This window comes from Planomonospora alba (genome assembly GCF_039534085.1).
In the GTDB taxonomy this organism is placed as follows: domain Bacteria; phylum Actinomycetota; class Actinomycetes; order Streptosporangiales; family Streptosporangiaceae; genus Planomonospora_B; species Planomonospora_B alba.
In genome coordinates this window covers 1-25,233 of record NZ_BAAAUT010000018.1, presented here as the reverse complement: position 1 = coordinate 25,233, position 25,233 = coordinate 1, and the positions used below count along the sequence as shown (strand labels likewise).

Annotated in this window: 17 protein-coding genes; 5 read left to right on the top strand and 12 right to left on the bottom strand. The window is 76.3% G+C overall.

Annotated elements, in window-relative coordinates; genetic code table 11:
* Positions 1–12 precede the first annotated feature (12 nt).
* The gene (locus ABD823_RS13030; RefSeq protein WP_344859192.1) at positions 13–1,329 is read left to right on the top strand and encodes a threonine/serine exporter family protein; all 1,317 of its coding nucleotides are present in this window, start codon (positions 13–15) and stop codon (positions 1,327–1,329) included.
* A 159-nt stretch (positions 1,330–1,488) separates the two neighbouring features.
* Here ABD823_RS13030 and ABD823_RS13025 read toward each other — a convergent pair whose 3' ends face one another.
* A complete protein-coding gene (locus tag ABD823_RS13025) occupies positions 1,489–2,478 on the bottom strand; it encodes an ArsR/SmtB family transcription factor (protein ID WP_344859190.1) in 990 nt (329 codons plus the stop codon).
* 55 nt (positions 2,479–2,533) lie between these two features.
* Here ABD823_RS13025 and ABD823_RS13020 point away from each other — a divergent pair, with 55 nt between their 5' ends.
* On the top strand, positions 2,534–3,781 hold the full coding sequence (locus ABD823_RS13020; protein WP_344859188.1) for an MFS transporter: 1,248 nt from the start codon (positions 2,534–2,536) through the stop codon (positions 3,779–3,781).
* A 55-nt stretch (positions 3,782–3,836) separates the two neighbouring features.
* Here ABD823_RS13020 and ABD823_RS13015 read toward each other — a convergent pair whose 3' ends face one another.
* Together ABD823_RS13015 and ABD823_RS13010 are read right to left on the bottom strand one after the other, a co-directional pair.
* Positions 3,837–7,565 carry an AAA family ATPase gene (locus ABD823_RS13015; RefSeq protein ID WP_344859186.1) on the bottom strand — a complete coding sequence of 1,243 codons (3,729 nt, stop codon included), beginning with the start codon at positions 7,563–7,565 and terminating at the stop codon, positions 3,837–3,839.
* Positions 7,566–8,693 carry an exonuclease SbcCD subunit D gene (locus ABD823_RS13010; RefSeq protein WP_344859185.1) on the bottom strand — a complete coding sequence of 376 codons (1,128 nt, stop codon included), beginning with the start codon at positions 8,691–8,693 and terminating at the stop codon, positions 7,566–7,568. It abuts the gene before it with no gap.
* Between the two features lie 152 nt (positions 8,694–8,845).
* Between ABD823_RS13010 and ABD823_RS13005 the strand changes: the two genes are divergently transcribed.
* Positions 8,846–10,336: an alpha/beta hydrolase family protein gene (locus ABD823_RS13005; protein ID WP_344859184.1), complete on the top strand. Its 1,491-nt coding sequence runs from the start codon at positions 8,846–8,848 to the stop codon at positions 10,334–10,336.
* A gap of 45 nt (positions 10,337–10,381) precedes the next feature.
* Here ABD823_RS13005 and ABD823_RS13000 read toward each other — a convergent pair whose 3' ends face one another.
* Both ABD823_RS13000 and ABD823_RS12995 read right to left on the bottom strand, forming a co-directional pair.
* Positions 10,382–11,320: an alpha/beta hydrolase gene (locus tag ABD823_RS13000; protein WP_344859182.1), complete on the bottom strand. Its 939-nt coding sequence runs from the start codon at positions 11,318–11,320 to the stop codon at positions 10,382–10,384.
* 5 nt (positions 11,321–11,325) lie between these two features.
* The gene (locus tag ABD823_RS12995; RefSeq protein WP_344859180.1) at positions 11,326–12,207 is read right to left on the bottom strand and encodes a crotonase/enoyl-CoA hydratase family protein; all 882 of its coding nucleotides are present in this window, start codon (positions 12,205–12,207) and stop codon (positions 11,326–11,328) included.
* 155 nt (positions 12,208–12,362) lie between these two features.
* Between ABD823_RS12995 and ABD823_RS12990 the strand changes: the two genes are divergently transcribed.
* Positions 12,363–13,841: an LCP family protein gene (locus ABD823_RS12990; protein ID WP_344859179.1), complete on the top strand. Its 1,479-nt coding sequence runs from the start codon at positions 12,363–12,365 to the stop codon at positions 13,839–13,841.
* Between the two features lie 228 nt (positions 13,842–14,069).
* On the opposite strand, the gene ABD823_RS12985 is transcribed toward ABD823_RS12990, so the two are convergent.
* From ABD823_RS12985 to ABD823_RS12975, 3 genes are all read right to left on the bottom strand, one after another.
* Complete coding sequence (locus ABD823_RS12985; protein WP_344859177.1) at positions 14,070–15,083, bottom strand: enolase C-terminal domain-like protein; 1,014 nt, start codon at positions 15,081–15,083, stop codon at positions 14,070–14,072.
* 120 nt (positions 15,084–15,203) lie between these two features.
* The gene (locus ABD823_RS12980) at positions 15,204–16,589 is read right to left on the bottom strand and encodes an MFS transporter (RefSeq protein ID WP_344859175.1); all 1,386 of its coding nucleotides are present in this window, start codon (positions 16,587–16,589) and stop codon (positions 15,204–15,206) included.
* Positions 16,590–16,636: 47 nt separating this feature from the next.
* Positions 16,637–17,419, bottom strand: coding sequence for a TetR/AcrR family transcriptional regulator C-terminal domain-containing protein (locus tag ABD823_RS12975; protein WP_344859173.1), 783 nt, complete (start codon positions 17,417–17,419; stop codon positions 16,637–16,639).
* 169 nt (positions 17,420–17,588) lie between these two features.
* Here ABD823_RS12975 and ABD823_RS12970 point away from each other — a divergent pair, with 169 nt between their 5' ends.
* The gene (locus ABD823_RS12970) at positions 17,589–19,046 is read left to right on the top strand and encodes an MFS transporter (protein WP_344859171.1); all 1,458 of its coding nucleotides are present in this window, start codon (positions 17,589–17,591) and stop codon (positions 19,044–19,046) included.
* A 150-nt stretch (positions 19,047–19,196) separates the two neighbouring features.
* Here ABD823_RS12970 and ABD823_RS12965 read toward each other — a convergent pair whose 3' ends face one another.
* The 4 genes from ABD823_RS12965 to ABD823_RS12950 form a co-directional block, all read right to left on the bottom strand.
* Positions 19,197–20,369 carry a VWA domain-containing protein gene (locus ABD823_RS12965; RefSeq protein WP_344859169.1) on the bottom strand — a complete coding sequence of 391 codons (1,173 nt, stop codon included), beginning with the start codon at positions 20,367–20,369 and terminating at the stop codon, positions 19,197–19,199.
* Positions 20,369–22,753: a DUF5682 family protein gene (locus tag ABD823_RS12960; protein WP_344859167.1), complete on the bottom strand. Its 2,385-nt coding sequence runs from the start codon at positions 22,751–22,753 to the stop codon at positions 20,369–20,371. Before ABD823_RS12960 ends, ABD823_RS12965 begins: the two co-directional genes overlap by 1 nt.
* A gap of 87 nt (positions 22,754–22,840) precedes the next feature.
* Positions 22,841–23,926: an ATP-binding protein gene (locus ABD823_RS12955; protein ID WP_344859165.1), complete on the bottom strand. Its 1,086-nt coding sequence runs from the start codon at positions 23,924–23,926 to the stop codon at positions 22,841–22,843.
* Positions 23,923–25,233, bottom strand: a 1,311-nt coding sequence (locus ABD823_RS12950; RefSeq protein ID WP_344859163.1) for a DUF5691 domain-containing protein, incomplete at its 5' end; no start/stop codon positions are given. The genes ABD823_RS12950 and ABD823_RS12955, both read right to left, overlap by 4 nt.

Below are 25,233 nucleotides of genomic sequence, written 5' to 3'. Positions count from 1 at the left end.
AGGGATCAGCGGGTGCCGGCCTCGCCACCGGGCCAGGAGGCCGTCGAGCCCGACGTCTACCGCGCGATGGCCCTGGCGCTGCGGGTCGGCGAACTCCTGCTGGGCAGCGGGGAGGCCACCGAGATCGTCTCCGCGACGATGCGCGGGGTCACCGACGCCTACGGGGTGCGGCACTGCGAGGCCGACGTCAACCTGTCGGCCATCACGCTGTCCTACGTGCCCGCCGACGGCGGCGCCCCCGTCACGGCCGAGCGGCGGGTACGGCGCCGCCTGCCCGACTACGACCGGCTGATCGCGGTCCACGACCTGGTCGGGGAGGTCGTCGCCGGGTCGGTCCCGCTCGGCGAGGCGCGCTCGCGGCTGCGGCGGATCACCCGGCGGGTTCCGGTCTACCCGAACTGGCTGCTGGTCGCGTCGCTCGCGCTGATCGCCTCGTCGGCGAGCATCCTGGTCGGCGGCGGCCCGCTGGTGGCGGCGGCCGCGTTCGTCGCCACCGTGCTGGGCGAGCGGGCGAGCGCCTGGCTGGCCCGGCGGGGCGTGGCGGAGTTCTTCCAGCTCACGGTCGCCGCGACGCTCGGCTCGCTGGTCGCGGTCCTGCTGATCTGGATCGACGCGCCGGTCCAGGCGTCGGCGGCGGTGGTCGGCGCGGTGATCGCGCTGCTGCCCGGCCGCCTGATGGTGGCCTGCGTGCAGGACGGCATCGCCGGGGAGTACGTGACGGCGACCGGCCGGCTGTTCGAGGTCTTCTTCACCGTCACCGCGGTGATCTGCGGGATCGGCCTCGCCCTGTACCTCGCGGTCCGCCTCGGCGTGCCGCTGAGCGTGGAGAACGTGCCCGTCGCCCCGCTCTCGCTGCGGCCGGAGCAGCTCCTGGGGGCCGTCGGGGTGACGCTGGCGTTCGCCGTCGCGCTGCTCGTGCCGCCCCGCCACCTGCTGCAGACGGGGGTCGGCGGCGCGCTGATCTGGACGGTCTTCGTGGAGCTCACCACGTACTGGCAGGTCCCGGTCGTGCTGGCCACGGCCCTGTCGGCGGCGGCGGTCGGCCTGCTGGGCACCGCCTACGCCCGGCGTGCCCGGGTGCCCGCGCTGGTGCTCACCGTCCCCGCCATCTGCCCGCTGCTGCCCGGCACGGCCCTGTACCGCGCCATGCTGGAGATCAGCCTCGGCCACACCGACACGGGCCTGGTGAGCCTGCTGCAGGCGCTGTCGACCGCCCTGGCGCTGGGCGCCGGGGTCATGCTGGGCGCGGAGATCCTGCGCGCCGCCGGCGGCACCGAGGTGGCCAGGCGGATCCGCCGCCCGGCCGCCCGCCGCACCCGGGGTTACTGACCGCCGCGCCCGCTCCGCCCGGTCCTCCTGCCGCCCCAGGCGGCCAGGAGCGCTCCGGCGGCGACGGCCGCCGGGTGGCACGGCAGCCGCACCGGGAACCCGTGCGGGACCGCCGGCGGGGCGCGTTCACCGGGCCGCGGTGCCGCCGGCCGGGCGCGTTCAGCGGGCCGCGGTGCCGCCGGCCAGCCGGTCGCCCAGGGAGCTGCGCCGGTACAGGACCTGCCGCCCGTCGCGCGCCCGGGTGACCAGGCCCGTGGCGTGCAGCACGCGCAGGTGCTGGGAGACCGCGCTCGGCGTGACCCGCAGGCGGCGCGCGAGTTCCACGGTGGGCAGCGGCTCCTCCAGGAGGCCGAGCAGCCGCGCCCTGGGGGCGCCGAGCAGCGCGGCCAGAGCGGACGCGTCCGGGGCCGGGGCGGGGGCCCACAGCGTCGCCACCCCGCGGCTCGGGTAGACCAGCGACGGCGGCTCCTGCGGGCTGAGCGGGGGCGCGGGCTTGTGGGCGAAGACCGAGGGCACGAGGAGCAGCCCCCGGCCGGCCGCCTCGACGCGGTGCCTGCTGATCATTTTGTCGATGTGCAGCACGCCGTCGCGCCACCGCAGGTCCGGGTGCATGCCGGCGAAGAGCAGGCGGGCGCCCCCGACCGCCAGCTGGCGCGCGCGGTAGGTCATGTCGGCCTCCAGCACCAGGCGCAGCTGCGGCCACAGCGGCTCGACGGCGATCTCCCAGTACCGCCGGAGGAGGTCGCAGACGGTGTCGCGGAGCCTGGCGACGGGCGCGTCGCCGGCCGCGGCGGCGTCGCGCAGGGCGTCGGGGAGCGGGTCCGGGGCGTGGGTGTCCAGCAGGTCGCGGCGGACCACGTCCGGACGGGTCCGGCGGACGACGGCCAGTTCCTCGTCGAAGTCCGCGGCGAAGCGCACCGGCCTCGGGGTCAGGAAGTCGGGGAGCGTGAGCCTCCGCGCGACCAGGGACATCAGCAGTCCCGTGTCGAGCGCGCCGAGCCTGCCGAGAACGGACCTGCGCCACGGCAGGTGCAGCGCGGACAGGCCCGGGTCGCGCAGCACCCGCAGGCTGAGCACGGTCTCGTTCAGGGGCGAGAGGGCGAACCGCGTGTCCGCGAGGTCCTCGACGCCGAGCACGAAAGTGATCATTAAGTCATACGCTACATCGATTGGCGGTGGGCCGCCGGGGCCGTGGACTTCCTCCATGGCATCCGCACCCCGTACGCGGCGCGCGGCCGTCCCCGCCGGCCCCCCGGAGGAGCCGGAGGCGGGCCGCCGCGTCGTCGCGATCCTGGCGGTCACCTGCGCGGTGGCCGTGGGCAACGTCTACTTCCCGCAGGCGATCAGCCCGCTGGTCGCCGCCGGGCTGAACGTCTCCCCCGACACGGGCGCCCTGGTGGTGACCGCCGCCCAGGCGGGCTACACGGCCGGGATCGTTCTGCTGGTGCCGCTCGGCGACCGGCTCCCGCACCGCCCGCTCCTCGTCACCCTGCTCGTCGTCACCGGGCTGTCCCTGCTGGCCGCGGGCTGCGCGCCGGCGCTGCCGCCCCTGGCGGCCGCCGGCGCCCTGGCCGGCCTGGCCACGGTGGTCGCGCCGATCGCCGGCCCGATGGCGGCCGGCCTCGTGGCCGCCGACCGCCGCGGAGCCGTGATCGGCATCCTGCTGAGCGGCTCGACCGGCGGCATGCTGCTGGCCCGGGCATTCAGCGGGTCGCTCGGCGAGTGGCTGGGCTGGCGGGTCCCCTACCTGGTGGCGGCGGTGCTGGCCCTGCTCCTGGCTGCGGGCCTGGCCGTCACGCTGCCGGCCACGGCCGCCCCCTCCCGCCAGAGGTATGCGACGCTCCTGGCCGAACCGCTGCGCCTGCTGCGCGCCGAGCCGCAGCTGCGCCGGTCCTGCCTCTACCAGGCGAGCGTCTTCGCCGGCTTCTCGGCCGTCTGGACCTGCCTGGCGCTCCTGCTCGCCGGTCCGGCCCACGGCCTGGGCGGCCAGGCCGTGGGGATGCTCGCGCTGGCCGGCGGCGCGGTGACCATGGTCTGCACGCCCTTCGCCGGCCGCCTGGTCGACCGCCGGGGACCCGACCCGGTGAACCTCGTCTGCATGGTCGGGGTCCTCCTCGCGGCCGCGGTCCTCGCCGCGGGCTCCCAGGGGGGCGCGGCGGGCCTGGCCGCCCTGGCCCTCGGTACCGTGCTGCTCGACGTCGCGATGCAGTGCGGCATGGTCGCCAACCAGGCCCGCGTCTACGCCCTGCGGCCCGACGCCCGCAGCAGGCTCAACACCGCCTACATGACCTGCGCCTATCTGGGCGGCAGCGCGGGTTCCTGGCTCGGGACGCGCGCCTGGAGCCAGGCCGGGTGGCATGGCGTGTGCGCGTTCGTCGCGCTGCTCGCCGTACTCGCCCTGGTCCGCCACCTCCTGGCGACGCGCCGCCCTGGGCCCCGGCCCGGCGGCTGATCCGGCAGGCCGCCCGGCCGGTTTCCGCGGAGGCGGGCCCGTGCCGGGCGGGCGCCTACTGGTGGATCGTCGAACCGTGGCGCTCCTTGCGGATGTGCAGCCGGGCGGGGATGCGGGTACGCAGCTCGCCGACGTGGCTGACGATGCCGACGGCCCGGCCGCCGTCGCGCAGGCCGTCCAGGATGTCGAGCACGCCGTCGAGGGTGTCCTCGTCGAGGGTGCCGAAGCCCTCGTCGACGAAGAGCGTGCCGAGCTCCGCTCCCCCGGCCTCGGCGGTGACGACGTCGGCCAGGCCGAGGGCGAGGGCCAGGGAGGTGATGAAGCTCTCGCCGCCGGACAGCGTCGCCGGGTCGCGGTCCACCCCGGTCCAGCCGTCGAGGACCCGCAGGCCGAGCCCGCCGCCCGAACGGCTCCGGTCGCCCGCGGCCCGCCGCAGGTCGTGCTCCAGCAGGTAGCGCCCGCCCGACATGTGGTCCAGGCGCTCGTTGGCCGAGGCGACCACCTGGCGGAGCCGCTCGCCCAGGACGTAGGACGACAGCCGCATGCTCCACCGGTTGTCGGAGGAGTTCCCGCCGGCCAGCGCGGCGAGCCGGTCGGCGAGGCGGTGCCGCTCGGCGGCGGGCCGCCACTCGTCCAGGCGCCCGGCCAGCTCGGCGCGGAGCGCGGCCAGCCGGTCGCGGCGGCGCTCGGCCCGGTCCCGGGCCGACAGCAGCGCGGCGTGCGCGGCCTCGGCCTCGTCCCGGGCGGCCTCCAGGGCGGCCAGGTCGGGTTCGGGCTCCGCCGCGGCGGCCACCAGCTCCGGGTCGGCGAGCTGGGCGTCGACGGCGGCCCGCTCCCGATCGAGCGCGCGGAGCCGTCCGGCCTTGTCCTCCTGCTCGGCGGCGGAGCGGACCGCCGCGCGGGCGTCCTCGATCCCGCGGAAGCCCTCCTCGGCGACCGCGGCGGCGGCCCGCGCCCGGGCCGCCTCCAGCTCGGCCTGCGCGGCCTGCTCCCGCTGCACGGCCTCGACGGCCTTGCGGAGCAGGTCGGCCTCGTCGGCCAGCCGCTCCAGCCGGTCGGCCAGCGTGGGGTCGGCGCCCCTCGCCTCGTCCAGGCGCGCGGCCAGCAGGTCGATGTCGGCGGTGAGGGCGTCGGCTCTCGTCCGGCAGGCCGCCAGCTCCACCGCGATCTCCCGGGAGCGCTCCCGGATCCGCTCCAGCTCCGCGGCGAGGTCGGCGGCCTCGGCCTCCAGGGCGGGCACGGTCCCGGCGGAGGCGCGCAGCGCCTGCAGCACCTGCTCCGCCCGGCGCAGCTCCCGCGCGGCCCGGTCCGCGCCGTCGTGTTCCGCACGCTCCCCGGCGGCGGTCCCGCCCGTGGCGGCCCGCCCGGCGGGATCCCGCCGGGCGTCCCCGGCGGCGTCCCCGGCGGTGAGGAGGCGGGCGGTCAGCCGGGCCCGCTCGGCCCGGGCGGCCTCCCGCCGGGCGCGGCAGTCGGCCAGCGCCCGGGCGACCTCCCCCGCACGGGTGCGGGCGAGCTCCAGGTCGGCGGTGATCCGGGCGACGTCGGCGGCGAGGGCCGGTTCCCGCGCCGCCGCCTCCGCCAGGGCCGCCTGCTCCCGCTCGGCTGCGGCGAGCGCGGCCGCGGCCTGCTCGGCGGTCAGGTCTCCGGCGTCGGCGCGGACGGCGTCCAGGCGGGAGGCGAGCTCGGTGACGGTGTTCTCCGCCTCCTGCCGCCGTCCCCGTGCCGCCTCCCAGGCGCTCTCGGCCGCCTGCTCGTCGTCGGGGGTGGGCGCCGCGTCGGCGGGGGCGGCCGGGGCCGGGTGCTCGGGTGAGCCGCAGACCACGCAGGGGGTGCCGGGGACGAGCCGGGCGGCGAGCTCGGCGGCCATGCCGTCGATGCGGGCCTGGCGGATCCGGAGGAACCGCTCGCGGGACTCCTGGTCCCGGTCGACGGCACCGGCCGCCGCCGCGCAGGCCTCCTCCAGCCGCGCGGTCAGCTCGTCGCGGCGCCGGACGGCGTCCAGGACGGCGGCGGCCCGGTCGACGGCGGCCCGCGCGGCCGGGATCCGGGCGGCCTCGCCCCTGGCCGCCTCCAGGGCGGCCGCGGCCTCCTCCAGGCGGGCGGGCAGGTCGCGCTGGCGCTCGGCGAGACCGGCCTCCTGACCGGTCAGCTGGCGCAGCTCCGCTTCGAGCCCGGTCAGCTCCGTCTCCAGCTCCGCGAGCCGGGCGGCGGCGTCCCGGGCCGCCACCGCGGCGGGGATCCGGGCGGCGTCGAGCCGGGCGGCGGCCAGCCGGGCGTCCACCTCGTCCCGGAGACCGGGCAGGACCTCCAGCCGCGCGTCGATCGCGGCCTGCTCCGCGGTGAGCCGGTCGATCCCCTCCCGCGCCTGCGCGCGTTCCCGCCGGAGCACTCCGAGCCTGGGCTCCTCGGCGCGGAGCCCGTCCAGCCGGGTGATCTCCTCGCGCCGTCCGCGTTCCAGGCCGGACAGCAGACCGGGGTCGGCGGGCGGCGGACCGTCCGGGGCGCCGGGCCCGCCGTACGGCGGGCCGCCCGCGGCACCGCCGGGTACGGCACCGCGCAGCAGGGGCAGGGCGCGGCCGATCGCGTCGGCGGCCAGGTCGCGGGCCTTGGCCGCGGTCTCGGCTCGCTGCTCGGCCTCCCGGATCAGCGGGAGGACCCGGTCGGCCCGGGCCGCCTCGGCGAGCGCGGCCTCCAGGTCGGCGCGCTCCTCGGCGCTCTCCTCCAGGGCCAGGCTCCGGGTGACGGCCTGGGCGTGGCGCCGGCGCCGGTCGGCCAGCGCGACGGCGTCCTCCAGCCGGCGGCGGGCCCGCAGCGCGGCCGTCCCGCCCTCGGCGCACGCGCGGGCGGCCCGCCCGGCCGCCTCGTCCGCCAGGGCGGCCAGCGCCCCGGCCCAGTCCCAGGGGTCCTCCTCCATCCAGGCCGCCACGTCCCGCGCCGAGTCCTGCGGGGCCTGCGGGTCCTGCGGGGCCTCCCGCGCCCCCGTCTCCGCTCCCGGAGGAGGCTCCAGCCCCGGAAGGGCGAGCACCCCCGCCTCCTGGGACGCATCCGCCTCCGGCAGCGCGGCCGTCCCCGCCTCCGTCCCCGGGGACGCGGCGAGGGCGGCGAGCAGTTCGGGGCCGGCGGCCTCCTGGACGCGGTCGACGACGGAGTCGACCTCCCTGCGCAGCGCCTGCTGCTCGCGGAAGGCCTCGGTGCGGCGCTCGGCGAGCCAGGACTCGGCTGCGGCGTAGACCTTGACCGAGAAGAGCTTCTCCAGCACCTTGCGGCGCTCCTCGCCGTCGGCGCGCAGGAAGCGGGCGAAGTCGCCCTGCGGCAACATCGCGACCTGGCAGAACTGGGCGAGGTTCATGCCGAGCAGCCCGCCGATCAGGTCGCCGGCCTCGTCCATGCGGGTCGTCAGGCCCCGCCACTCCCCGGAGGGCGCCAGCTCCTCCAGCAGGACCTTGGCCTGCTCCAGGGTGGTGCCGGTGCCGCGCTGCTTGGGCCGCTGCCAGGCGGGCGAGCGGGTGACGCGCAGCCGGCGGCCCCGGACGGTGACCTCCAACCGGACGCGCGGCCCCCGGCCCGGCGGGGCGTGGTCGCAGCGCAGGCTCCGGGCGCTGTCGCGCTGGCCGGGCACCCGGCCGTACAGGGCGAAGCAGAGCGCGTCGAGCACGGTGGTCTTGCCGGCGCCGGTGGAGCCGTGGATCAGGAACAGCCCGGCCTCGGTGAGGGCGTCGAAGTCGACGGCCTCCTCCCCCGGGAACGAGCCGAAGGCGGTGATCTCCAGACGGTGGGGGCGCATCTACGCCATCGCCTCCTTGGCGCGGGACTCCTCGACGGCCTGCCGGAGCAGCCGGGTCTCGTCGGCGTCGGCGGGCTCGCCGCGCACCTCGCGGACGAAGTCGAGCACGACCTCGAACTCCGGACGGCCGGCCAGCCGGGGCCGGGCCGCGCTCTCCTGCGGCGCGTCCTCGGGTTCGAAGGAGAGGGTGAGCGCGTGCGGGAAGCGGGTCCGCAGCCGCTCCATGGCGCTCTTCGGCCGGACGGGGTCGGTCAGGACCACCTGGAGCCAGCGGTCCTCGTGGTCGGCGTGCTCGGGAGAGGTGAGCAGGTCGTCCAGGCGGCCCACCAGGCGGCCGAGCCGCCGGGGCACCGGCGCCTCGGCGAACTCGGCTCCGGCGAACCCGTCCGGGCCGATGTCCACCAGCCAGGAGCCCTTCACCTGGCCGAGCTCGGAGAAGGAGTAGGCGATCGGGGAGCCGGAGTAGCGCACGGCCTCGCTCATGCGCTGGCGGCCGTGCAGGTGGCCGAGGGCCGCGTAGTCGACGCCGTCGAAGGCCGAGACGGGGACGTGCGCGACGCCGCCGACGCTGATGTCGCGCTCGCTGTCGCTGGCCTGCCCGCCGGTCACGAACGCGTGGGCCAGCACCACCGAGCGGGTGCCCCGCCGTTCCAGGTCGGCGCGGATCAGGGACATGGCGTGGCCGACCGCGGCGGTGTGGGTGCGCTCGGGCAGCTGCCACGGCTCGCGGACCAGCTCGGGCTCCAGGTAGGGGATGCCGTAGAAGGCGACGTCGCCGACGACCACGGGGGTGGCGACCCGGGCCGGGTCGGTGCGCAGGTGCACGCCCGCGGCGTCGATCAGGTCGGCGCCGAAACCGAGGCGGCGGGCCGAGTCGTGGTTCCCGCTGATCAGCACGGTGCGCACGCCCTCGGCGACCAGGCGCCGCAGCGCCTCGTTGCACAGGTCGACGGCGTCGACCGGCGGCAGCGCCCGGTCGTAGACGTCGCCGGAGACGACGACCACCTCGACCCGCTCACTCCGGACGGTCTCGATCAGGTGGTCGACGAAGACACCCTGGGCCGCCAGGAGGCTCTCCCGGTGGAACGAGCGGCCCAGGTGCCAGTCCGATGTGTGCAGCACCCGCATGTCGCCTGAAGCTAACAGGCCCCGGGGCCATCCGGTGCCGCTCGGGCCTCATCGGTCCCGCCGATATCCGCGGGATGCCGCGAATCCGTCGCTCTGGGTAGGGTTGATGATCGGTGTGGACGACTCGGGTGAACGGGCCATCGGGGAGCGGCATGCGCGTGGGCCGGGGCGTGGTGGGCGTGGCCGCGGGTGTGGCCATGATGGCCCTGGCTGCGGTGGGCTACGTCCTGCCGCCGCCGTTCGACCCGTCGCCGCTGACCGCCGATCCGGCCTTCCGGTCCCTGCCCGCCCAGCCGGCCCACGAGCTGCGGCCCGTCTCCGCGACCGCGCCGATCACCGTGCAGGAGCTCACCGTCCGGGCCCGCGGCACCGACCTGCGGGCGACGGTCCGCGCGCCGCGCGTCCCGGGCAGGCACCCGGCCATGGTCTTCGTGCAGGGGGCGGGGCCCGGGCTGCGGGAGGAGTTCACCGAGCAGGCCGAGTGGCTGGCCCGCGCCGGGATCGTCACGCTCGTCTACGACAAGCGGACCGTGGGCTACGACTTCCGCCACCGCGACTTCGGGCTGCTCGCCGACGACGCGCTGCGCATGCTGGCCGAGCTGCGCGGGCGCCCCGACGTCGATCCGGCCCGCGCCGGGTTGTGGGGGGTCAGCGAGGGCAGCTGGGTGGTGCCGATCGCGGCCTCCCGCAGCGCGGACGTCGGCTTCGCCGTACTGGTCTCCGCGCCGAACGTCTCGCCGCTGAGGCAGGTCAGCTGGGCGCTGGGCGAGCAGCTGGACCGGCTGCGCGCGCCGAGCGGGGTGCGCGAGCTGCTCATCCGGGCGATGTCCGCGGTGGACATGAACTTCCTGCGCCACGACGGCGTGCCGGCGCTGCGCGGGGTGCGCCGGCCGGTGCTGGCGCTGTACGGCACGCGCGACCCGTCGATCCCGTTCGTGGAGAGCAGCCAGACGCTCACCCGGGCGCTCACCGAGGGCGGCAACCCCGATCACACCATCCGCTACCTGGCCGGGGCCGACCACGGCATGCGCGTGAACGGCGGCCCGCTGGCCCCCGGCTACCTGGAGACGCTGGCCAACTGGGTCAAGGGCCTGCCGGAGACCGCCGAGCCGCGGCCGCCCATCGCCGGGGCCACCCCGGTCCAGCGCTACGAGGCCAGCGACCTGCCCACCGCGCCGTGGTACGCCAGCGGGACGGTGCTGGGACTCACGCTCTGCCTGGCCGCCGTCGGCTACGTGGCGGGCCCGGTGGCCGCCATGGCGGTACGGCTGCGCGGCGGCCGTCCCCAGGCCGAGGCCAACGCCCGGCTCTGGCCGCCGATCCGGCACCGGTTCCGCCGGATGGCCTGGACCGGGGCCGGGCTGCTCGCCTCGGTGGCGGCGTTCATCACGCTGCTGGTGCTGTTCTCGGTCAACCAGGCGGGGGCCTGGCCCGCGGTCCTCGCCGGGTGGCTGGTCGTCCGGGCCCTGGCGGTGCTGATGCTGCTGCAGGAGGTGACGGCCACCGCGGCCGTCGTCTCGGCGCTGCGGGAGGGCTGGCAGCCCAGCCGTCCGCAGCACGTCGCGGTCGCCGGGGTGCTGGGCAGCACCGGGCTGCTGCTGGTCGCGGCGGCCTACTACGGTCTGTTCGCGTTCCCCTGGTGACGTCCGCGGGCGGCGGCCCGCCCCGCGGGGCGGGCCTCCGGGCCGTCAGCCGTAGCAGGCGAGCCAGCGGTCCATCTCGGCGAAGACCTGCTTGCGCGCGGGCTCCGGGGAGAGCACCAGGTCGTGCATGCCGCCGGGCACCCGGACGCAGGTGACGTGCCCGCCGACCCGGGTCGACCAGCGGGCGATCTGCTCGGGGTCGAGCACGGTGTCGGCGCTGCGCGCCTCGGGGGCGAAGTCGCGCAGCCGCAGGCCCTTGTCCGAGCAGAGCACCAGGACCGGCACGTCGACGCGGAGGCCGGCGTGCAGGCGCTTCTGGGCGCGCCGGATCGCCGCGAGCCAGACGGCGTGCACGGGGAACCCGCCGACGGGCTTCCAGTTCAGGTCGAAGTCCCACTCGCCGTGGTGGTCGCGGTGCAGGCTGGCGGCGTACGCGGTGGACAGGCCGAGGGGCAGCACGGTGCGGGCGGGCAGCCGGGACAGCGGCAGGTGCAGCACGTCGGCGGCGAGCCGCAGGTGGCCGGGGACGTTCAGGTCGAAGAAGGGGCTGTTGAGCACCAGGTTCTGCACCAGTCCCCGGCCCCGGACCCGGTCGGCCCAGAGCGCGGCGACGAGCCCGCCGGTGGAGTGGGCGTTGAGGATCACCTTCTCGTGGCCGTGCTCGGTGCGGATGATCCGGATCGCCTCGTCGATCTCGGGGAAGTACTCGGTGACGCTGCGCACGAACCCGCGGGTCTGGTGCGGCAGCAGCGAGCGGCCGTACTTGCGCAGGTCCAGGCCGTAGAAGTCGATCCCCTGGGCGGCGAAGTGCTCGGCCAGGTGGGTCTGGAAGAAGTAGTCGGTGAAGCCGTGCAGGTAGAGCACGGCCCTGCCGGTGGGCTCGGCGGCGCGGCGCCGTACGAGGGAGGCGACGACCTCGCCCTCGTAGTCGTCCGGCATGGGCAGGACCGTCAGCTCGTAGTCGGGGCCGAGGACGTCGTGCATGGCTCTCACACCGTTCCGTAGGGGTCGGCGGGCCAGTCGGGGACGGCGTCCGGCAGGTCCGTGCTGACCTTCATCGGGAACGCCGCCGGGCGCTTCTCCAGGAAGGAGGTGACCCCCTCGGCGGCGTCCGGGGCGGCGCCCAGGACGTGCATGAGCTTGGAGTCCGCGCGGTGCGCCTCCCACGGGGAGGAGGCCGACAGGCCCGCCCACATGAGGCGGCGGATGGCGGCGACCGAGACGGCGGAGGTGTTGTCGGCGATCTCGCGGGCGAGCGCGTAGGCGGCCGGGAGCAGCTCGCCGGGGGCGAGGACCTTCGAGACCAGGCGTCCTTCGAGCGCCTCCGCGGCGGGGAAGACCCGGCCGGTCGCGGCCCACTCCATCGCCTGGGAGATGCCGACGACGCGGGGCAGGAACCAGCTGGAGGCCGCCTCGGTCACGATGCCGCGCCGGGCGAAGACGAAGCCGAACCTCGCCGTGTCGGAGGCGAGCCGGACGTCCATCGGCAGCGTCATGGTCACCCCGACGCCGACCGCCGGGCCGTTGATCGCGCCGATGACCGGCTTGAGGGAGCGCGCGATGCGCAGCACCACCGTGCCGCCGCCGTCGCGGGGCGAGCCGTCGACGGTGTCGGCGCCGCCGAACATCTCACCGGACTCGCGGTGGTTGAAGGTGTCGCCGCCGCCGCCGAGGTCGGCGCCGGCGCAGAAGGCCCGGCCCCTGCCGGTGACGACCACCGCGCGGACCCCGTCGTCGGCGTCCGCCCGGTCGAAGGCCTCGATCAGCTCGCCGCGCATCACGTAGGTGAAGGCGTTGAGGCGCTCCGGACGGTTGAGCGTGATGGTGGCCACGCCGTCGGCCACGTCGTACTCGATCTCCGTGAAAGACATGACCGAATCTTATTCCAGTCAAATGTCCGGATTAATCGGGATGTTTTTCTGATGTGTTCACTCACTCTTCGCCTCCCGGCCTGCCGGTTGTGCCTACCATCTCCTCTGCGGCGCGGGAATGCGCGCGGGCAGGGGAGTGCGGGGAACGGGGAGCAGTGCGGGACAGATCAACGCCGCCCGGAATCGGTGCGGTCATCGGATGGACGGCCCTGTCGGTCATCGCGCCGGGCGCCGCCCACCTGCGCGCGGGGTGGCGCCGGACCGGCCTGACCCTGCTGTCCGTCTACGCCGCGGCGCTGCTCGTCCTGCTCTGGGTGGGGCTCACCTCCGACCTCGGCGTCCTGGCCGGGCGGCTGCTGGCGTCCTCCTGGCTCACCGCGCTCACCGTGGGCGCCCTCGCCCTGGGGGTCGCCTGGTTCGCGCTGGTGGTGCACTCCTTCATGGTGCTGGAACCCGGCAGGCTGCCCGCCGCCGGGCAGGCGGTGTCCGGCACGGTCGCGGGCGTGCTCGCGGTGGCCGTGCTGCTGCCGTTCGGGCTCGCCGGGCAGTACACCGCGGCCTCCCAGGCCATGCTGGACGGCGTCTTCGCCGCGCCCGCCGTACCGCTGCCCAGCGCCTCCGGCGGCGACGGACAGGACCCGTGGGTGGGCCGGACCCGGGTGAACATCCTGCTGCTCGGCGGCGACGCCGACGACCACCGGCCGGGCGTGCGGACCGACAGCATCAACGTGGCCAGCATCGACGTCGCGAGCGGAAACACCGTCCTGTTCAGCCTCCCGCGCAACCTGGAGAACGTGCGCTTCGTGCCGGGCAGCCCGATGGCCAAGCGGTTCCCGAACGGCTTCCGCCTCCCGGCCGGGCCCGGCGGCGGCCGCGAGGACCTGCTCTTCGCGGTCTGGGAGTACGCCGACGCCCACCCGGAGATCTTCGGCGGCAGGAAGGAGCAGGGCGCCCGGGTCCTGATCGACACCGTCGGCTACACGCTCGGGCTGAAGATCGACTGGTACGCGCTGGTGAACATGTGGGGCTTCGCCCGCCTCATCGACGCCATCGGAGGCGTGACGATCACCGTCCCGCACGACGTCGTCTTCGGCAAGTACAACGAGGGCGTGGTCAAGGCGGGCACCCGCAGGCTCAAGGGCGCCGACGCGATGTGGTTCGCCCGCTCGCGCACCTACAGCGACGACTTCAGCCGGATGGGCCGCCAGCGCTGCGTGCTCGGCGCGCTCCTGCAGCAGGCCGACCCGGCGACCGTGCTCGCCCGCTTCAACCGGATCGCGCTGGCCACCAGGGAGCTGATCAGGACGGACATCCCGCGCCCGATGCTGGAGCACCTGGTCCCGCTGGCGCTGAAGGTCAAGAACGCCAAGGTGACCAGCGTGCAGTTCGTGCCGCCGCTGATCAACACCGGCTACCCCGACTGGGCCAAGATCCGCACCGTCACCGCCAAGGCCATCCAGGACTCGGTCTCCTCCGCCGCCGCCCCGACCGCCGGGGCGTCCTCTCCGGCCGCCACGCCGACCGCCGGGGCCGCTGCGGACCCGGCCGCGAAGCCCACGAAGCCCGCGGTGCGGTCCACCGCCAAGCCCGCCGACCCCGCCGCCCCCAAGAACATCACCGACGGCTGCAGCTGACCGCTCCCGGCCGCCGTACGGTCCCCGCCCTCCGCAGGGTCCCGCGTTCCCGCGCGGTGCCGGTCACCGCGGGCACGGGCTCTTCACCGGCCGGGTCCCTTCTTCCGCGTCTCCGGCCGGGTCCCGCGTTTCCGTGCCGGGGTCCTGAGCCGGCACCGCGCGGGAACGCGGGACCCGGCTCAGGACCCCGGCACGGGAGCGCGGAAGAAAGGACCCGCCGGGGACGGGTCAGGCGCGGTGGGACTCCTTGGCCAGGCGGCGGACCCGGGTCTCGTCGATGTCGTGGCCGAGACCGGGCTGGGTGAGGGGGACGGCGACGACGCCGCCGGAGGCGCCGACCGGCGGGGTGACGATCTGCGCGCTGCGCGGCGGCTCCGCCACGTCGCAGGGCAGGGTGCACCCGGGCAGGCTGGCCGCCGCGACGGTGGCCGCCCTGGCCAGGCCCGTGCCCTGCCCCCCGGCGCAGGCGATCTGCCAGCCCGCGGCCACCGCGCCGTCGTGCACCCGCCGCACCCCCCGCAGGGAGCCCAGCGCGGCCGGGCGGATCAGCAGCGCGCGGCCCGCGCCCACCGCGACCGCCTCGTCCAGCTCCCGCTCCGACGACACCTCCAGCAGGACCGGGGCGGCGACCCGCTCCTGCAGGTCGGCGTGGTCGGCCAGACCCCCGGGCGTGGCGAACGGGCGCTCGATGACGGAGGGGGCGTAGGCGTCCAGCGCCTCGAGGGCGCCGACGTCGGTGTAGGCGGAGCGGGCGTCCAGGCCGATGCCGAGCGCCGGGTAGGCCTGCCGTACGGCGCGCAGCGGCTCGATGTCCCAGCCGGGGTGGACGTCCATGGTGACGTGCGCGTACCCGGCGCAGACGTGCCGGTTGACCCGGGCGACCAGGCTGTCCAGGTTGCGGTCGGCGCCGATCCGCACGGTCGCCATCAGCGAGGTGCGGCTGCCGCCGAGGGCGTGGGCCAGCGGGACTCCGCGCATCCGGGCCCACAGGTCCCAGCAGGCCATGTCGGCGGCCGGGCCGCCGGGGATCTCGCCCAGCTCGTCGGGGTGCTCCCAGTCGACCCCGATGAGCTCCTTGCCGAGCCGCTCCACCAGGACGGGCCAGGTCCCGGGGCCGGGGTCGACGACCTCGCCCCACCCGGTCATGCCCCCGTAGTCGGTGAGCCGGACGAGGATGCTCTCCGGCCGCCTGCCGTACGGCAGGACCAGCCGGTACACCTCCAGCTCGCACACCCGTGGCATGGACTCCCCTTGGTCTTCGGCACGGCCCTCCCGTGCCGGTGAACGCGCCCCGCCCGCGAACGGGACCCACCCTTCAACGTGAGCAAGGGGCACGTTCTTCCCAATGGTGCCATGCCCCCGTCAGGCCCCGGTCCGGCCCGCGACGAGCGTACCGGTGGCCGCGACCAGCGCGGTCAGCGCGAAACACGCCAGGTAGACGGGGCCGGCGGCGCCGAAGGCGGCGACGATCGCGCCGACGGCGGCGACCGCCGCCACGGTGAAGGCCGATTCGCCGATGCCCATCGAGGCGCTGTTCTCACCCTCCCGCCCCGGCGCGGACAACTCCAGGACGAGCACCGAGAGCGTGGGGTAGACGCTCCCGATCCCGAGCCCCAGGATGATCTCACCGGCGAAGGCGACGGCCACCGGGACGGCGGGGAAGACGGCCAGGGCCGCCAGCAGCAGGCCCGCGGTGATCAGCAACGGACCCGCCCGCAGGATCAGGACCCGGTCGTACCGCCTGCGCCCGACGATCCACGAGGCCAGCGACCAGGCGAGCGCCCCGCCGGTGAGCACCGTGCCGGCCAGGGCGGGCGACAGGCCGCGCTCGGCGGTGAGCATGAGCGGCAGGTACACCTCGCCGCCGAAGACGGCGCCGGCCACGATCCCGCGCAGGACGATCACCGAGGGCAGGCCGCGCCCGGCGCGCAGGGTTCCGGGCGGCAGCAGCCGGGCCAGTGCCGTCACCAGCACCGCCAGCCCCGCCGCCATCAGGAGCAGGCCGGCGCCGCGCGCGGACCCGCCGTACTGGGTGAGCGCGGCGCCCACGGCCGCCAGCACCGCCCAGCCGAGCCTGCGGGCGATCGGCGTGCGCCCGCCGGAGCCGTCCGGCCCGTCCTCCCCGGCGGACGGGCCGGCGGGCGGGCCGCCCGCCGGGGCGGCGGCCAGGCCGCGCCAGAGCAGCAGCGCGGCGGGGGCGACGAGCAGCGGCACGCCCAGGAAGACCCAGCGCCAGCCGAACTGCCCGACCACCAGGCCGGTGACCGCGGGACCGACCATGGACGGCACCACCCAGCAGGCGGCGAACAGGGAGAAGACCTTCGGGTGCGTCTCGGCGGGGTAGACGCGGGAGACCAGCACGTACAGGGAGACCTGGAAGAGCCCGCCGCCGAAGCCCTGCGCGAAGCGGCCCAGCACGAACACGTCCATGGTGGGCGCCGTGCCGGAGAGCACGAGGCCCGCGGCGAAGGCCGCCACCCCCGCCCAGAGCGGCGCGACCGGCCCGCGCAGGTCACCCCAGCGCCCGCCCGCCACGGTGGCGATCATGCCTGCGGCGAGGGACCCGCTGAAGGCCAGGGCGTACAGGCCGATCCCGTCGAGCTCGCGCCCGACCACCGGCATCGCGGTCGACACGGCCAGCGACTCGAAGGCCACCAGCACGATCAGGGCCACCATGCCGACCGTCAGCGCCCGGTGCCGCCGGGCGAACATCCCCCCGGAGGGGGGAGCGATCATCGTCGTCGTCATGGGCAGACCGTACGGCGGGCGCCCGGCCGGCACATCGGCCCGCCGGCTCAGCCCTTGGACGTAGGACCTGCGGGGCCTCGGGGGCTCCCGGGACCCGGGGGCCGCCCCGTTCCGCCCTCCTCCACGCAGGAGGCCAGGCCGCGCAGCATCAGGTCGAGGCCGAACTCGAAGCGCTCCCGGTCGTCCGCGTCCGTCAGCTCGTCGACGTGGGCGACGATGCGGGGGAAGCGGTCGGCGGGCAGGCTCCGGTAGAACGCCGGGATCTGCCCGAACGTCTCCGCCATGAAGGCGTCGAGGTCCTTGTCGCTGCCGCGCTGCCGGTGGAGGTAGATCGCGTTCTCGTAGGCGCCGGCGCAGATGTACAGGCCGAACCGGTCGAGCATCAGGGCGGCGACCCGCGGCGGCACGCCGCCGGCGAGCATGATGGCCAGCTGCCCCTCGGCGATGCGCAGCGCGTTGGGGGTGGTCGGGATGTTGGCCAGGCCCACCCGGGCGACGTCCGCGTGCGAGGCGAAGACCCGGAACGCCTCCATGAGCGTCTCCCTGAGCTGCTCCAGCCAGCGCCCCGGGTCCGGCTCGGGGACGTGGATCTCGGCCATGACCTGGTCGTAGATCAGGTCGAGCAGCTCCTCCTTGTTCGCCACGTGGGCGTACAGGGAGGCGGGACCGGTGCCGAGCTCCTGGGCGACCCGGCGCATGCTCAGCGCCTCCAGTCCCTCGGCGTCGACGATCCGCAGGCCGGTGGAGACGATGAGCTCCCTGCTCAGGACGGTCCGGGGAGCGCTGGGCCTGCGGCTCTTGCGCCAGGGCGGGGTCGGGATGTCGGTCACGCGGCGATGGTATACCGCCGCGATCCGGCCGCCGAACACCGTACCGACGACGAACATCATTCCCGTAACGAACATCGTGCTTGACACGAACAGTGTTCGCTCATATAACCATGTTCGTCTTCCGAACAGCGTTCGTCCGTCGTCGCGCTCCCCGAGGAGGGAACCCCTCATGACCCACGCCACCACCGGCCCCCCGGCCGTCACCGCCGCGCCGTACCGGTGGCGCTGGCCCGCGCTCTTCGTGATCCTCGCCGCCGAGGTCATGGACCTGCTCGACGCGATGATCACCAACATCGCGGCCCCGTCCATCCACGCCGACCTGGGCGGATCGACCAGCATGATCCAGTGGCTCGGCGCCGGCTACACCATGGCGATGGCCATCGGACTGATCACCGGCGGGCGCCTCGGCGACCTCTACGGCCGCCGCCGCATGTTCCTGGCCGGCGCGGCGGGCTTCACCCTCGCCTCGCTCCTGTGCGGCCTGGCCGGCTCCCCCGAGACGCTGACCGGTGCGCGGATCCTCCAGGGCCTGTTCGGCGCCGTGATGCTCCCGCAGGGCCTCGGCATGATCAAGGAGATGTTCCCCCCGAAGGAGACGGCCGCCGCGTTCGGCGCCTTCGGGCCGGTCATGGCCCTGGCCACGGTGGGCGGCCCGGTGCTCGCCGGCTGGCTGGTCGACGCCGACCTGTTCGGCACCGGCTGGCGCATGATCTTCCTGATCAACCTCCCGGTCGGCCTGCTCGCGCTCGCCGGGGCGGCCGCCCTGCTGCCCGAGTCGCGGCCGGAGCGGTCCTCCCGGCTGGACCTCACCGGCACGGGCCTGGTCTCGGCCGCCTCCTTCCTGCTGGTCTTCCCGCTGGTGCAGGGGCGCGACCTGGGCTGGCCCGCCTGGACCCTCGCCTCGATGGCCGCCTCGGCCGCGGTGTTCGCGCTCTTCGCCCGCCACCAGGTCCGCAAGCAGCGGGCGGGCGGCGACCCGCTGCTGGCGACGAGCCTGTTCCGCAAGCGTGCCTTCACCGGCGGCCTGATCACCGGGCTGGTCTTCTTCACCGCCCTGGTCGGCTTCTCGATGGTGCTGGGCCTGTACTTCCAGATGGGCCTGGGCTACGACCCGCTGAAGGCGGGCCTGGCGAACCTGCCGCACGCCGCCGGGTCCCTGCTCGGCTTCGCCGGCGTGCACGCCGCCGGTCTGGCGCAGAAGGCCGGCCGCAGGCTGATCCACCTGGGCGCCGCCGTCATGGTGGCCGGCCTGGCCGGGGTCGCCGTCACCCTGGAACTCGCCGGTACGGACGTCACGCCGTGGCAGCTGGCCCCGGCCCTGTTCCTGGCGGGCGCCGGGATGAGCATGGTCATGGCGCCGTTCTTCGACATCGTGCTGGCCGGAGTGGACCCGCACGAGTCCGGCTCCGCCTCCGGCGCCCTCACCGCCGTCCAGCAGCTCGGCGGCGCGCTCGGCTCCGCCGCGGTCGGCACGCTCTTCTTCGGCCTGCTGGAGGGCGGCCGGGCCTTCCCCGAGGCGATGCGGGCGACGATCTGGGTCACCGGCTGCATGATCGCCGTCGCCTTCGCCGCGGCCTTCCTGCTCCCGCTCAGGGCCCGCCCCGAGGAGGAGGCGGCCGGGCACTGAGCGGGCCCGCGGCACGTGCCGGGGCCCCGTCCCCGGCCACCCGGCCCCGGTGCGCGGACGTCCCGGGGCCCCGCGCGGCCGGCACCCCGCGTGCGGGCGTCCCGGCGGGAGGCGGGCCCCCGTTGCCGCCTCCCGCCGGGACGGGTCTTCTCAGCCGGCCGGGCGCCTGAGGCTGCGCTCGGCCCACTGCCCGATGTCGCGCCGCTCGATCGCGGCGGCCATCAGGTCGGGGAAGGCGTCGGGGGTGCAGGCGAAGGCGGGCACCCCCAGCGCGGCCAGGGCGGCGGCGTTCTCCCGGTCGTAGAAGGGCGCGCCCTCGTCCGACAGCGCCAGCAGCACGATCACCTGCACCCCGGCCGCGGTCATCTGGGCGACCCGGCGGAGCATCTCCTCGCGGATCCCGCCCTCGTACAGGTCGCTGATCAGGATGAAGATCGAGTCCGTCGGCCGGGTGATGAGGCCCTGGCCGTAGGCGATGGCCCGGTTGATGTCGGTGCCGCCGCCGAGCTGGGTGCCGAACAGCACCTCCACCGGGTCGTGGAGCCGGTCGGTCAGGTCGACGACCGCGGTGTCGAAGACCACCAGCGAGGTCTTCAGCGACCGCATCGAGGCGAGCACCGCGCCGAAGACGCCGGAGTAGACGACCGAGGCGGCCATCGAGCCGCTCTGGTCGATGCAGAGCACCACCTCGCGCTGGACCGCCCGCTGCCGCCTGCCGTACCCGACCAGCCGGGACGGGACCACCACGCCCCGCTCCGGCAGGTAGTTCCTCAGGTTGGCCCGGATCGTCCGGTCCCAGTCGATGTCGGCGACCCGCCGGGGCCGGTGCGTGCGCGCCGAGCGGTCCAGCGCCCCCGTCACCGCGGCCCTGGTCCGCTGCGCGAGCCTGCTCTCCAGCTCGGAGACGACCTTGCGGACCACCGCGCGGGCCGACTCCCTGGCCGCCTCCGGCATCACCCGGTTGAGCGAGAGCAGCGTGCCGACCAGGTGGACGTCCGGCTCGACGGCCTCCAGCATCTCCGGCTCCACCAGCAGCCGGGTGAGGCCGATCCGCTCGACGGCGTCCTTCTGCATCACCTGGACCACGGTCTGCGGGAAGTAGGAGCGGATATCACCCAGCCAGCGCGCGACCCTGGGCGCGGACGCGCCGAGCCCGGCGCCCCGCTCCCGCGCCCGGCCTCCCCCGTCACCGGAGTCGCCGTCGTAGAGGGCGGCCAGGGCGCCGTCCATGGCGGCGTCGGTCCCGCTCAGCGCGTACCCGGTGCCGTCGGCGTCCCCGCCGAGCACCAGCCGCCAGCGGCGCAGCCTCTCGTCGTCCGTCATCACACCCTCCCGAGGATCGTCAGCACGGTCCGCACGGCCGCCGCCGCGCGCTCGTCGTCCACGGCCTCCTCGCCGCTCCCGGCCCGGTCCCCGGGGCCCGTGCCGGCACCCGCGCCCAGGGAGCGGACCCGTTCGCCGACCGCACGGCGCTCGGGCGCGGCGAAGGCGCCGAAGGTCCGCCGCAGCAGCGGGAGCACCCCGACGAACGCCTCCGGATCCAGCCCGGTGAGCCAGCCGTCGACCAGGCCGAGGAGCCGGGCGTCGTGGACGAGCAGCAGCCCGCCGCCCGAGACGAACCCCTCGATCCAGGCCGCCGCCCGGGCGGGCGGGTGACCGGCGGACATCGCGCGGGACATGCGCCGCTCCGCCCGGGCGGTGTCGAGGTCCCCGGCGTCCAGCAGGATCCTGACCAGCCGTCCCTCGATCAGCCCGTGCAGGTCGGAGCGGCCGCAGACCCCGCGGAGCGCGCCGAGCCAGCGTGTCCCCGGCCGGTCGTCCGCCGCCTCCTCCCCGGCGTCGAGCAGGCCGATCTCCGCGTGCACCTCGTCGATCCGGCCGGTCAGGTCGCGGGCGGCGTCGTCGTCCAGGCCGCCGGCCGCGGCGCCGAGCCCCACGCAGATCCGGGTCAGCAGGGCGTCGGAGATCGCGGCCAGCCCCGCGGCGGGCGTGCCGCGCACGTCGCCGTAGCGCTGGGCCCGCACCAGGGCGGGCAGCGCCGCCATCAGGTGCGTCACGTCGCCGTCCAGCGCCGCACGCGCCGACAGCTCCTCCAGCACGGCCGGCAGCGCCTGCGGCAGGTCGGCGGGGAGGCAGCGCTCCAGCAGGGCCGTCAGGACGGGCAGGGCGGGCGCGGCGGCGGCCAGGTCGCGGACGCGGGCGGTGGCGGCGGACGGGACGGTGGTGCCCCAGGCGCTCGCCTCGATCAGGTCGATGTCGAACTCGGGACGCCAGGCCAGCGTCCACGACTCGCGGAAGGTGCCCCTGCCCCGGCTGGGCCGCGGGGCGCCCCAGCCGACCCCGAGCAGCAGCAGGCGGTGCAGCAGCCTGCTGCGCTCCAGGTCGAGCGGCTTGCGCAGGTCGAGGTCGAGCTCGCGCTCCGGGGCCTCCGGCTTGAGCCGCAGGCGCCGCTGCTCGGCGCGCAGGTGCCGCTGGAGCGGGACCATCGGGGTGGAGTCGGGCACGTGGCCGAGCCGATCCCCCACGACCATGCGCCGCCGGATCAGCTCCACCGGCGCCTCGCCGCCCTCGCACAGTACGGCCCGGACCGCCTCGGTGGCCTCCGCCAGTCCGGCCAGCGGCCGTCCGCGCAGCACGGCCAGCGAGTGCGCCAGCCGTACGGCCTCGATGACGTGCGCGGAGGAGACCGGCAGGTCCTCGGCGCGCAGCACGGCGGCGGCCTCGGTCAGCCACCGCTCCACCGGCCGGTCGGGCGCGGCGAACAGGTGGTGGTACCAGCCGGGGGAGGCGACGCCCGCGCCGTACCCGCTCCGTGCGGTCAGCCGCCCGTAGGTCCACGGCACCCAGGTCGTCTCCACCTTGGCCCTGGGCAGGCCGCGCAGGAGCGCGTCGTCGGCCTTCGCGGGCGGCAGGCCCGCGCCCCAGGCCTTGCCGGGCGTGCCGGTCAGCGCGGGCACGTGCCAGGCGCCGCAGACCACGGCGATCCGCTCGAAGCCGTCCCGGACCGCGCCGCGGATCGTGCGGCGCATGAAGGCCTCGCGCCGCGCCTCGTGCTCCTCGGGGACGTGCCCCTCGCGGACCGCGGCCATCGCCTCGGCGATGACGGCGAAGGGCGTGTCGCCGCGGTGCTCGACCGCGTCCTCCCACCACCGCTCGGGATCGTCGTAGCCGGCGGCGCGGGCGAGCCCGCCGATCGGGTCGGTCCGCACGGCCGGCGCCCCGCCGTCCTCGTCGCCGCCCGGCCCTCCGCCGGTCTCTCCGGCCGCCTCACCGCCGCCGTCCGCGTCACCGTCCGTGCCGCCCGCCGCGTCACCGGGGGCACGGGGACCCGCCCCCGCCTCCGCCGGGCCGTCCTGCGGCGCGCCAGGGGCGTCCGGCTCCCCTGGCCGGGCGGCGAGGGAGTGCGCGGCGGGCAGGTCGCAGAAGCGCACCGGCACGCCCGCCTCGACCGCGTGGCGGATCGCCTGCCACTCCGGCGAGAAGACGGCGAACGGCCAGAACGCCGCCCTGGACGGCTCTCCCGGCACGTGCGCCAGCAGCGCCACCGGCGGCCTGAGATCGGGGTCCGCGGCCAGGCCCACGAGCCCGTCGGCCTCGGGCGGGCCCTCGATGAGCACGACGTCCGGCCGCAGGCGCGCCAGCTCCGCGCGCAGGCAGCGCGCCGAGCCGGGGCCGTGGTGCCGCACGCCGAGGACGTGCACGGTCATCGTCCGCCTCCTGTCCCGCCCCGGTCCTGGGCCCCGTCCCCGCCCGGCCGGGCCCGCCGCGCGTCCCGCGCCACGGCGGGCCCGGTCTCAGCCCGCGTCACGGCAAGCCCGGTAGAAGTCGCGCCAGTCCCGGCGCTCCCGGACGACCGTCTCGAGGTATTCCCGCCAGACGACGCGGTCGGAGACCGGGTCCTGGACCACCGCGCCGACGATCCCGGCGGCCACGTCGGAGGGGCGGAGCACGCCGTCGCCGAAGTGGGCGGCCAGCGCGACGCCGTTGGTGATCACGGAGATGGCCTCGGCGGTGCTGAGCGTGCCGCTGGGCGACTTGACCTTGGTCCGGCCGTCCTCGGTGACGCCGGTCCGCAGCTCCCGGAAGACCGTGACGACGCGGCGGATCTCCTCCAGCCCGGTCAGGGTCTCGGGCAGCTCCAGGGAGCGGCCGAGCTGCTCCACCCGGCGGGAGACGATGTCGACCTCCTCCTCCGCGGTGGCCGGGACCGGGAGCACCACGGTGTTGAACCGGCGGCGCAGCGCGCTGGACAGGTCGTTGACGCCGCGGTCGCGGTCGTTGGCGGTGGCGATCACGTTGAAGCCGCGCGTCGCCTGGACCTCCTCGTTCAGCTCCGGAACCGGCAGCGTCTTCTCCGACAGCACGGTGATCAGCGCGTCCTGCACGTCGGAGGGCATGCGGGTCAGCTCCTCGACCCGGGCGATGCGGCCCTCGGCCATGGCGCGCATCACCGGGCTGGGCACGAGCGCCTCCCGCGACGGCCCCTCGGCCAGCAGCCGCGCGTAGTTCCAGCCGTAGCGGATCGCCTCCTCGGCGGTGCCCGCCGTGCCCTGGACGAGCAGCGTGGAGTCGCCGCTGACCGCGGCGGCCAGGTGCTCCGAGAGCCAGGTCTTGGCGGTGCCGGGCACGCCGAGCAGGAGCAGCGCCCGGTCGGTGGCCAGCGTCGCCACGGCCACCTCCACGATCCGGCGGGGGCCGATGTACTTGGGGGTGATCCGGTCGCCGTCGCCCAGCACGTACGTGGTCACCGCCCAGGGCGACAGCTTCCAGCCCGGCGGCCGGGGCCGGTCGTCGTCCTTGGCCAGCAGGGCCAGCTCCTCGGCGTACTGGTCCTCGGCGTGCGCGCGCAGCACCGGCTGCACCGGCTGCCCTGTCGTCATGAGAGCTCCTTCAGCATGTCGTCGCGGAAACGCAGGAGGGCGGCGACCTCCTGGACGGGCGGTTCGGGCGAGAGCCGTTCCGCCAGGCCGTGCAGGGCGGGGTCGGCGCGTTCGCCGGCGAGCCTGACCAGCTCGCCGAGGTTCCACGGCTGGCTGCCGGCCAGCTCGATGATCTTGCCCAGCACGGCCCGCGTCAGGTCCGGGCCCCAGGGTCCCCCGGCGCCGCCGAGGACCATGATGAGCTGGCCGTCCAGGCCCCGGATCCGCCGGTCGACCGGGCCCCCGCCCCGGACGAACGCGGCGGCCACGGCCTCCCGCTCGTCGCGGGGCAGCACGGCCAGCAGGTCGGCGAGCGGGTCCCGGGCGAACAGCTCCCGCGCCCACTCGGGATCGCGCTGGAGCACGGCCGCCCGGACCCAGCCGGCGGTGACCTCCCGGGTCCAGTCGCCGAGCCCGGCCCGGACCAGCTCGGCGGGCGGGCGGCCGAGCAGCCGGGGCCAGACGGCGAGCGGGGTGCGGGCCACCATCTGCTGCAGCCACCACCCCTTGGCCCCGGTGCCGTGCGGCGGCCGGGCGCGGATGCCGTCGCGCTCCATCGCGGCGTCGCACTCGTCCGGCGGGGTCACCTCGATCCGGCGCCGCACCACGGTGAAGCAGCGCTCGGCCCGCTCGGCCATGCGCCGGGCCAGCCGGGAGTCCGGCAGGCGGGTGAGCAGGTCGGCGGCCCGGTGCCTGACCTCGCGGCGGCGGTCGTCGAGCGCGGCCTCCAGGAAGGGCTCGTCGGCGCCGGACAGGCCGTCGGCGAGGACCTCCAGGAAGGCGGCCCGGTCGTCGGGCGTCTCCTTCTCCCAGGTGGCGGCGAGCAGCTCGCGGGCGGCGGCGGGGTCGGCGGAGCGGAGCGCGGCCAGGTGGGCGCGGCGGTCGCCCGCCGTGCCCAGCTCCCACATCTCGCGCTCCGGCCGGGCCGCCGGGACCCGCGCCCCGGAGGCGCCCGTGACCGCCGTGTCCCCGGTGGCCTCCTGCTCCAGGAAGCCCCAGGCGGGGTTGAGGGCGGCCAGCCAGCGGCCCCGGCGCCCGGCGAGCACGCCCAGGAAGGGCCGGATCGAGCGGTCGCGGGCGGCGTGGTCGAGCAGCTCGGGCAGGAGCCGGGGCGGGACCCGGTGGCCGCGGGCGGCGGCGGCCGCCAGCCATTCGGGGAGCAGCCGGCTCTGCTCTCCGGCGAGGATGCGGGCCAGCCGGTTGGCCGCGGCGCGCGGGACGAGGGGCCGTTCCTCGGCCGGGGCGGGGTCCAGGGGCTCGCCCCGGCG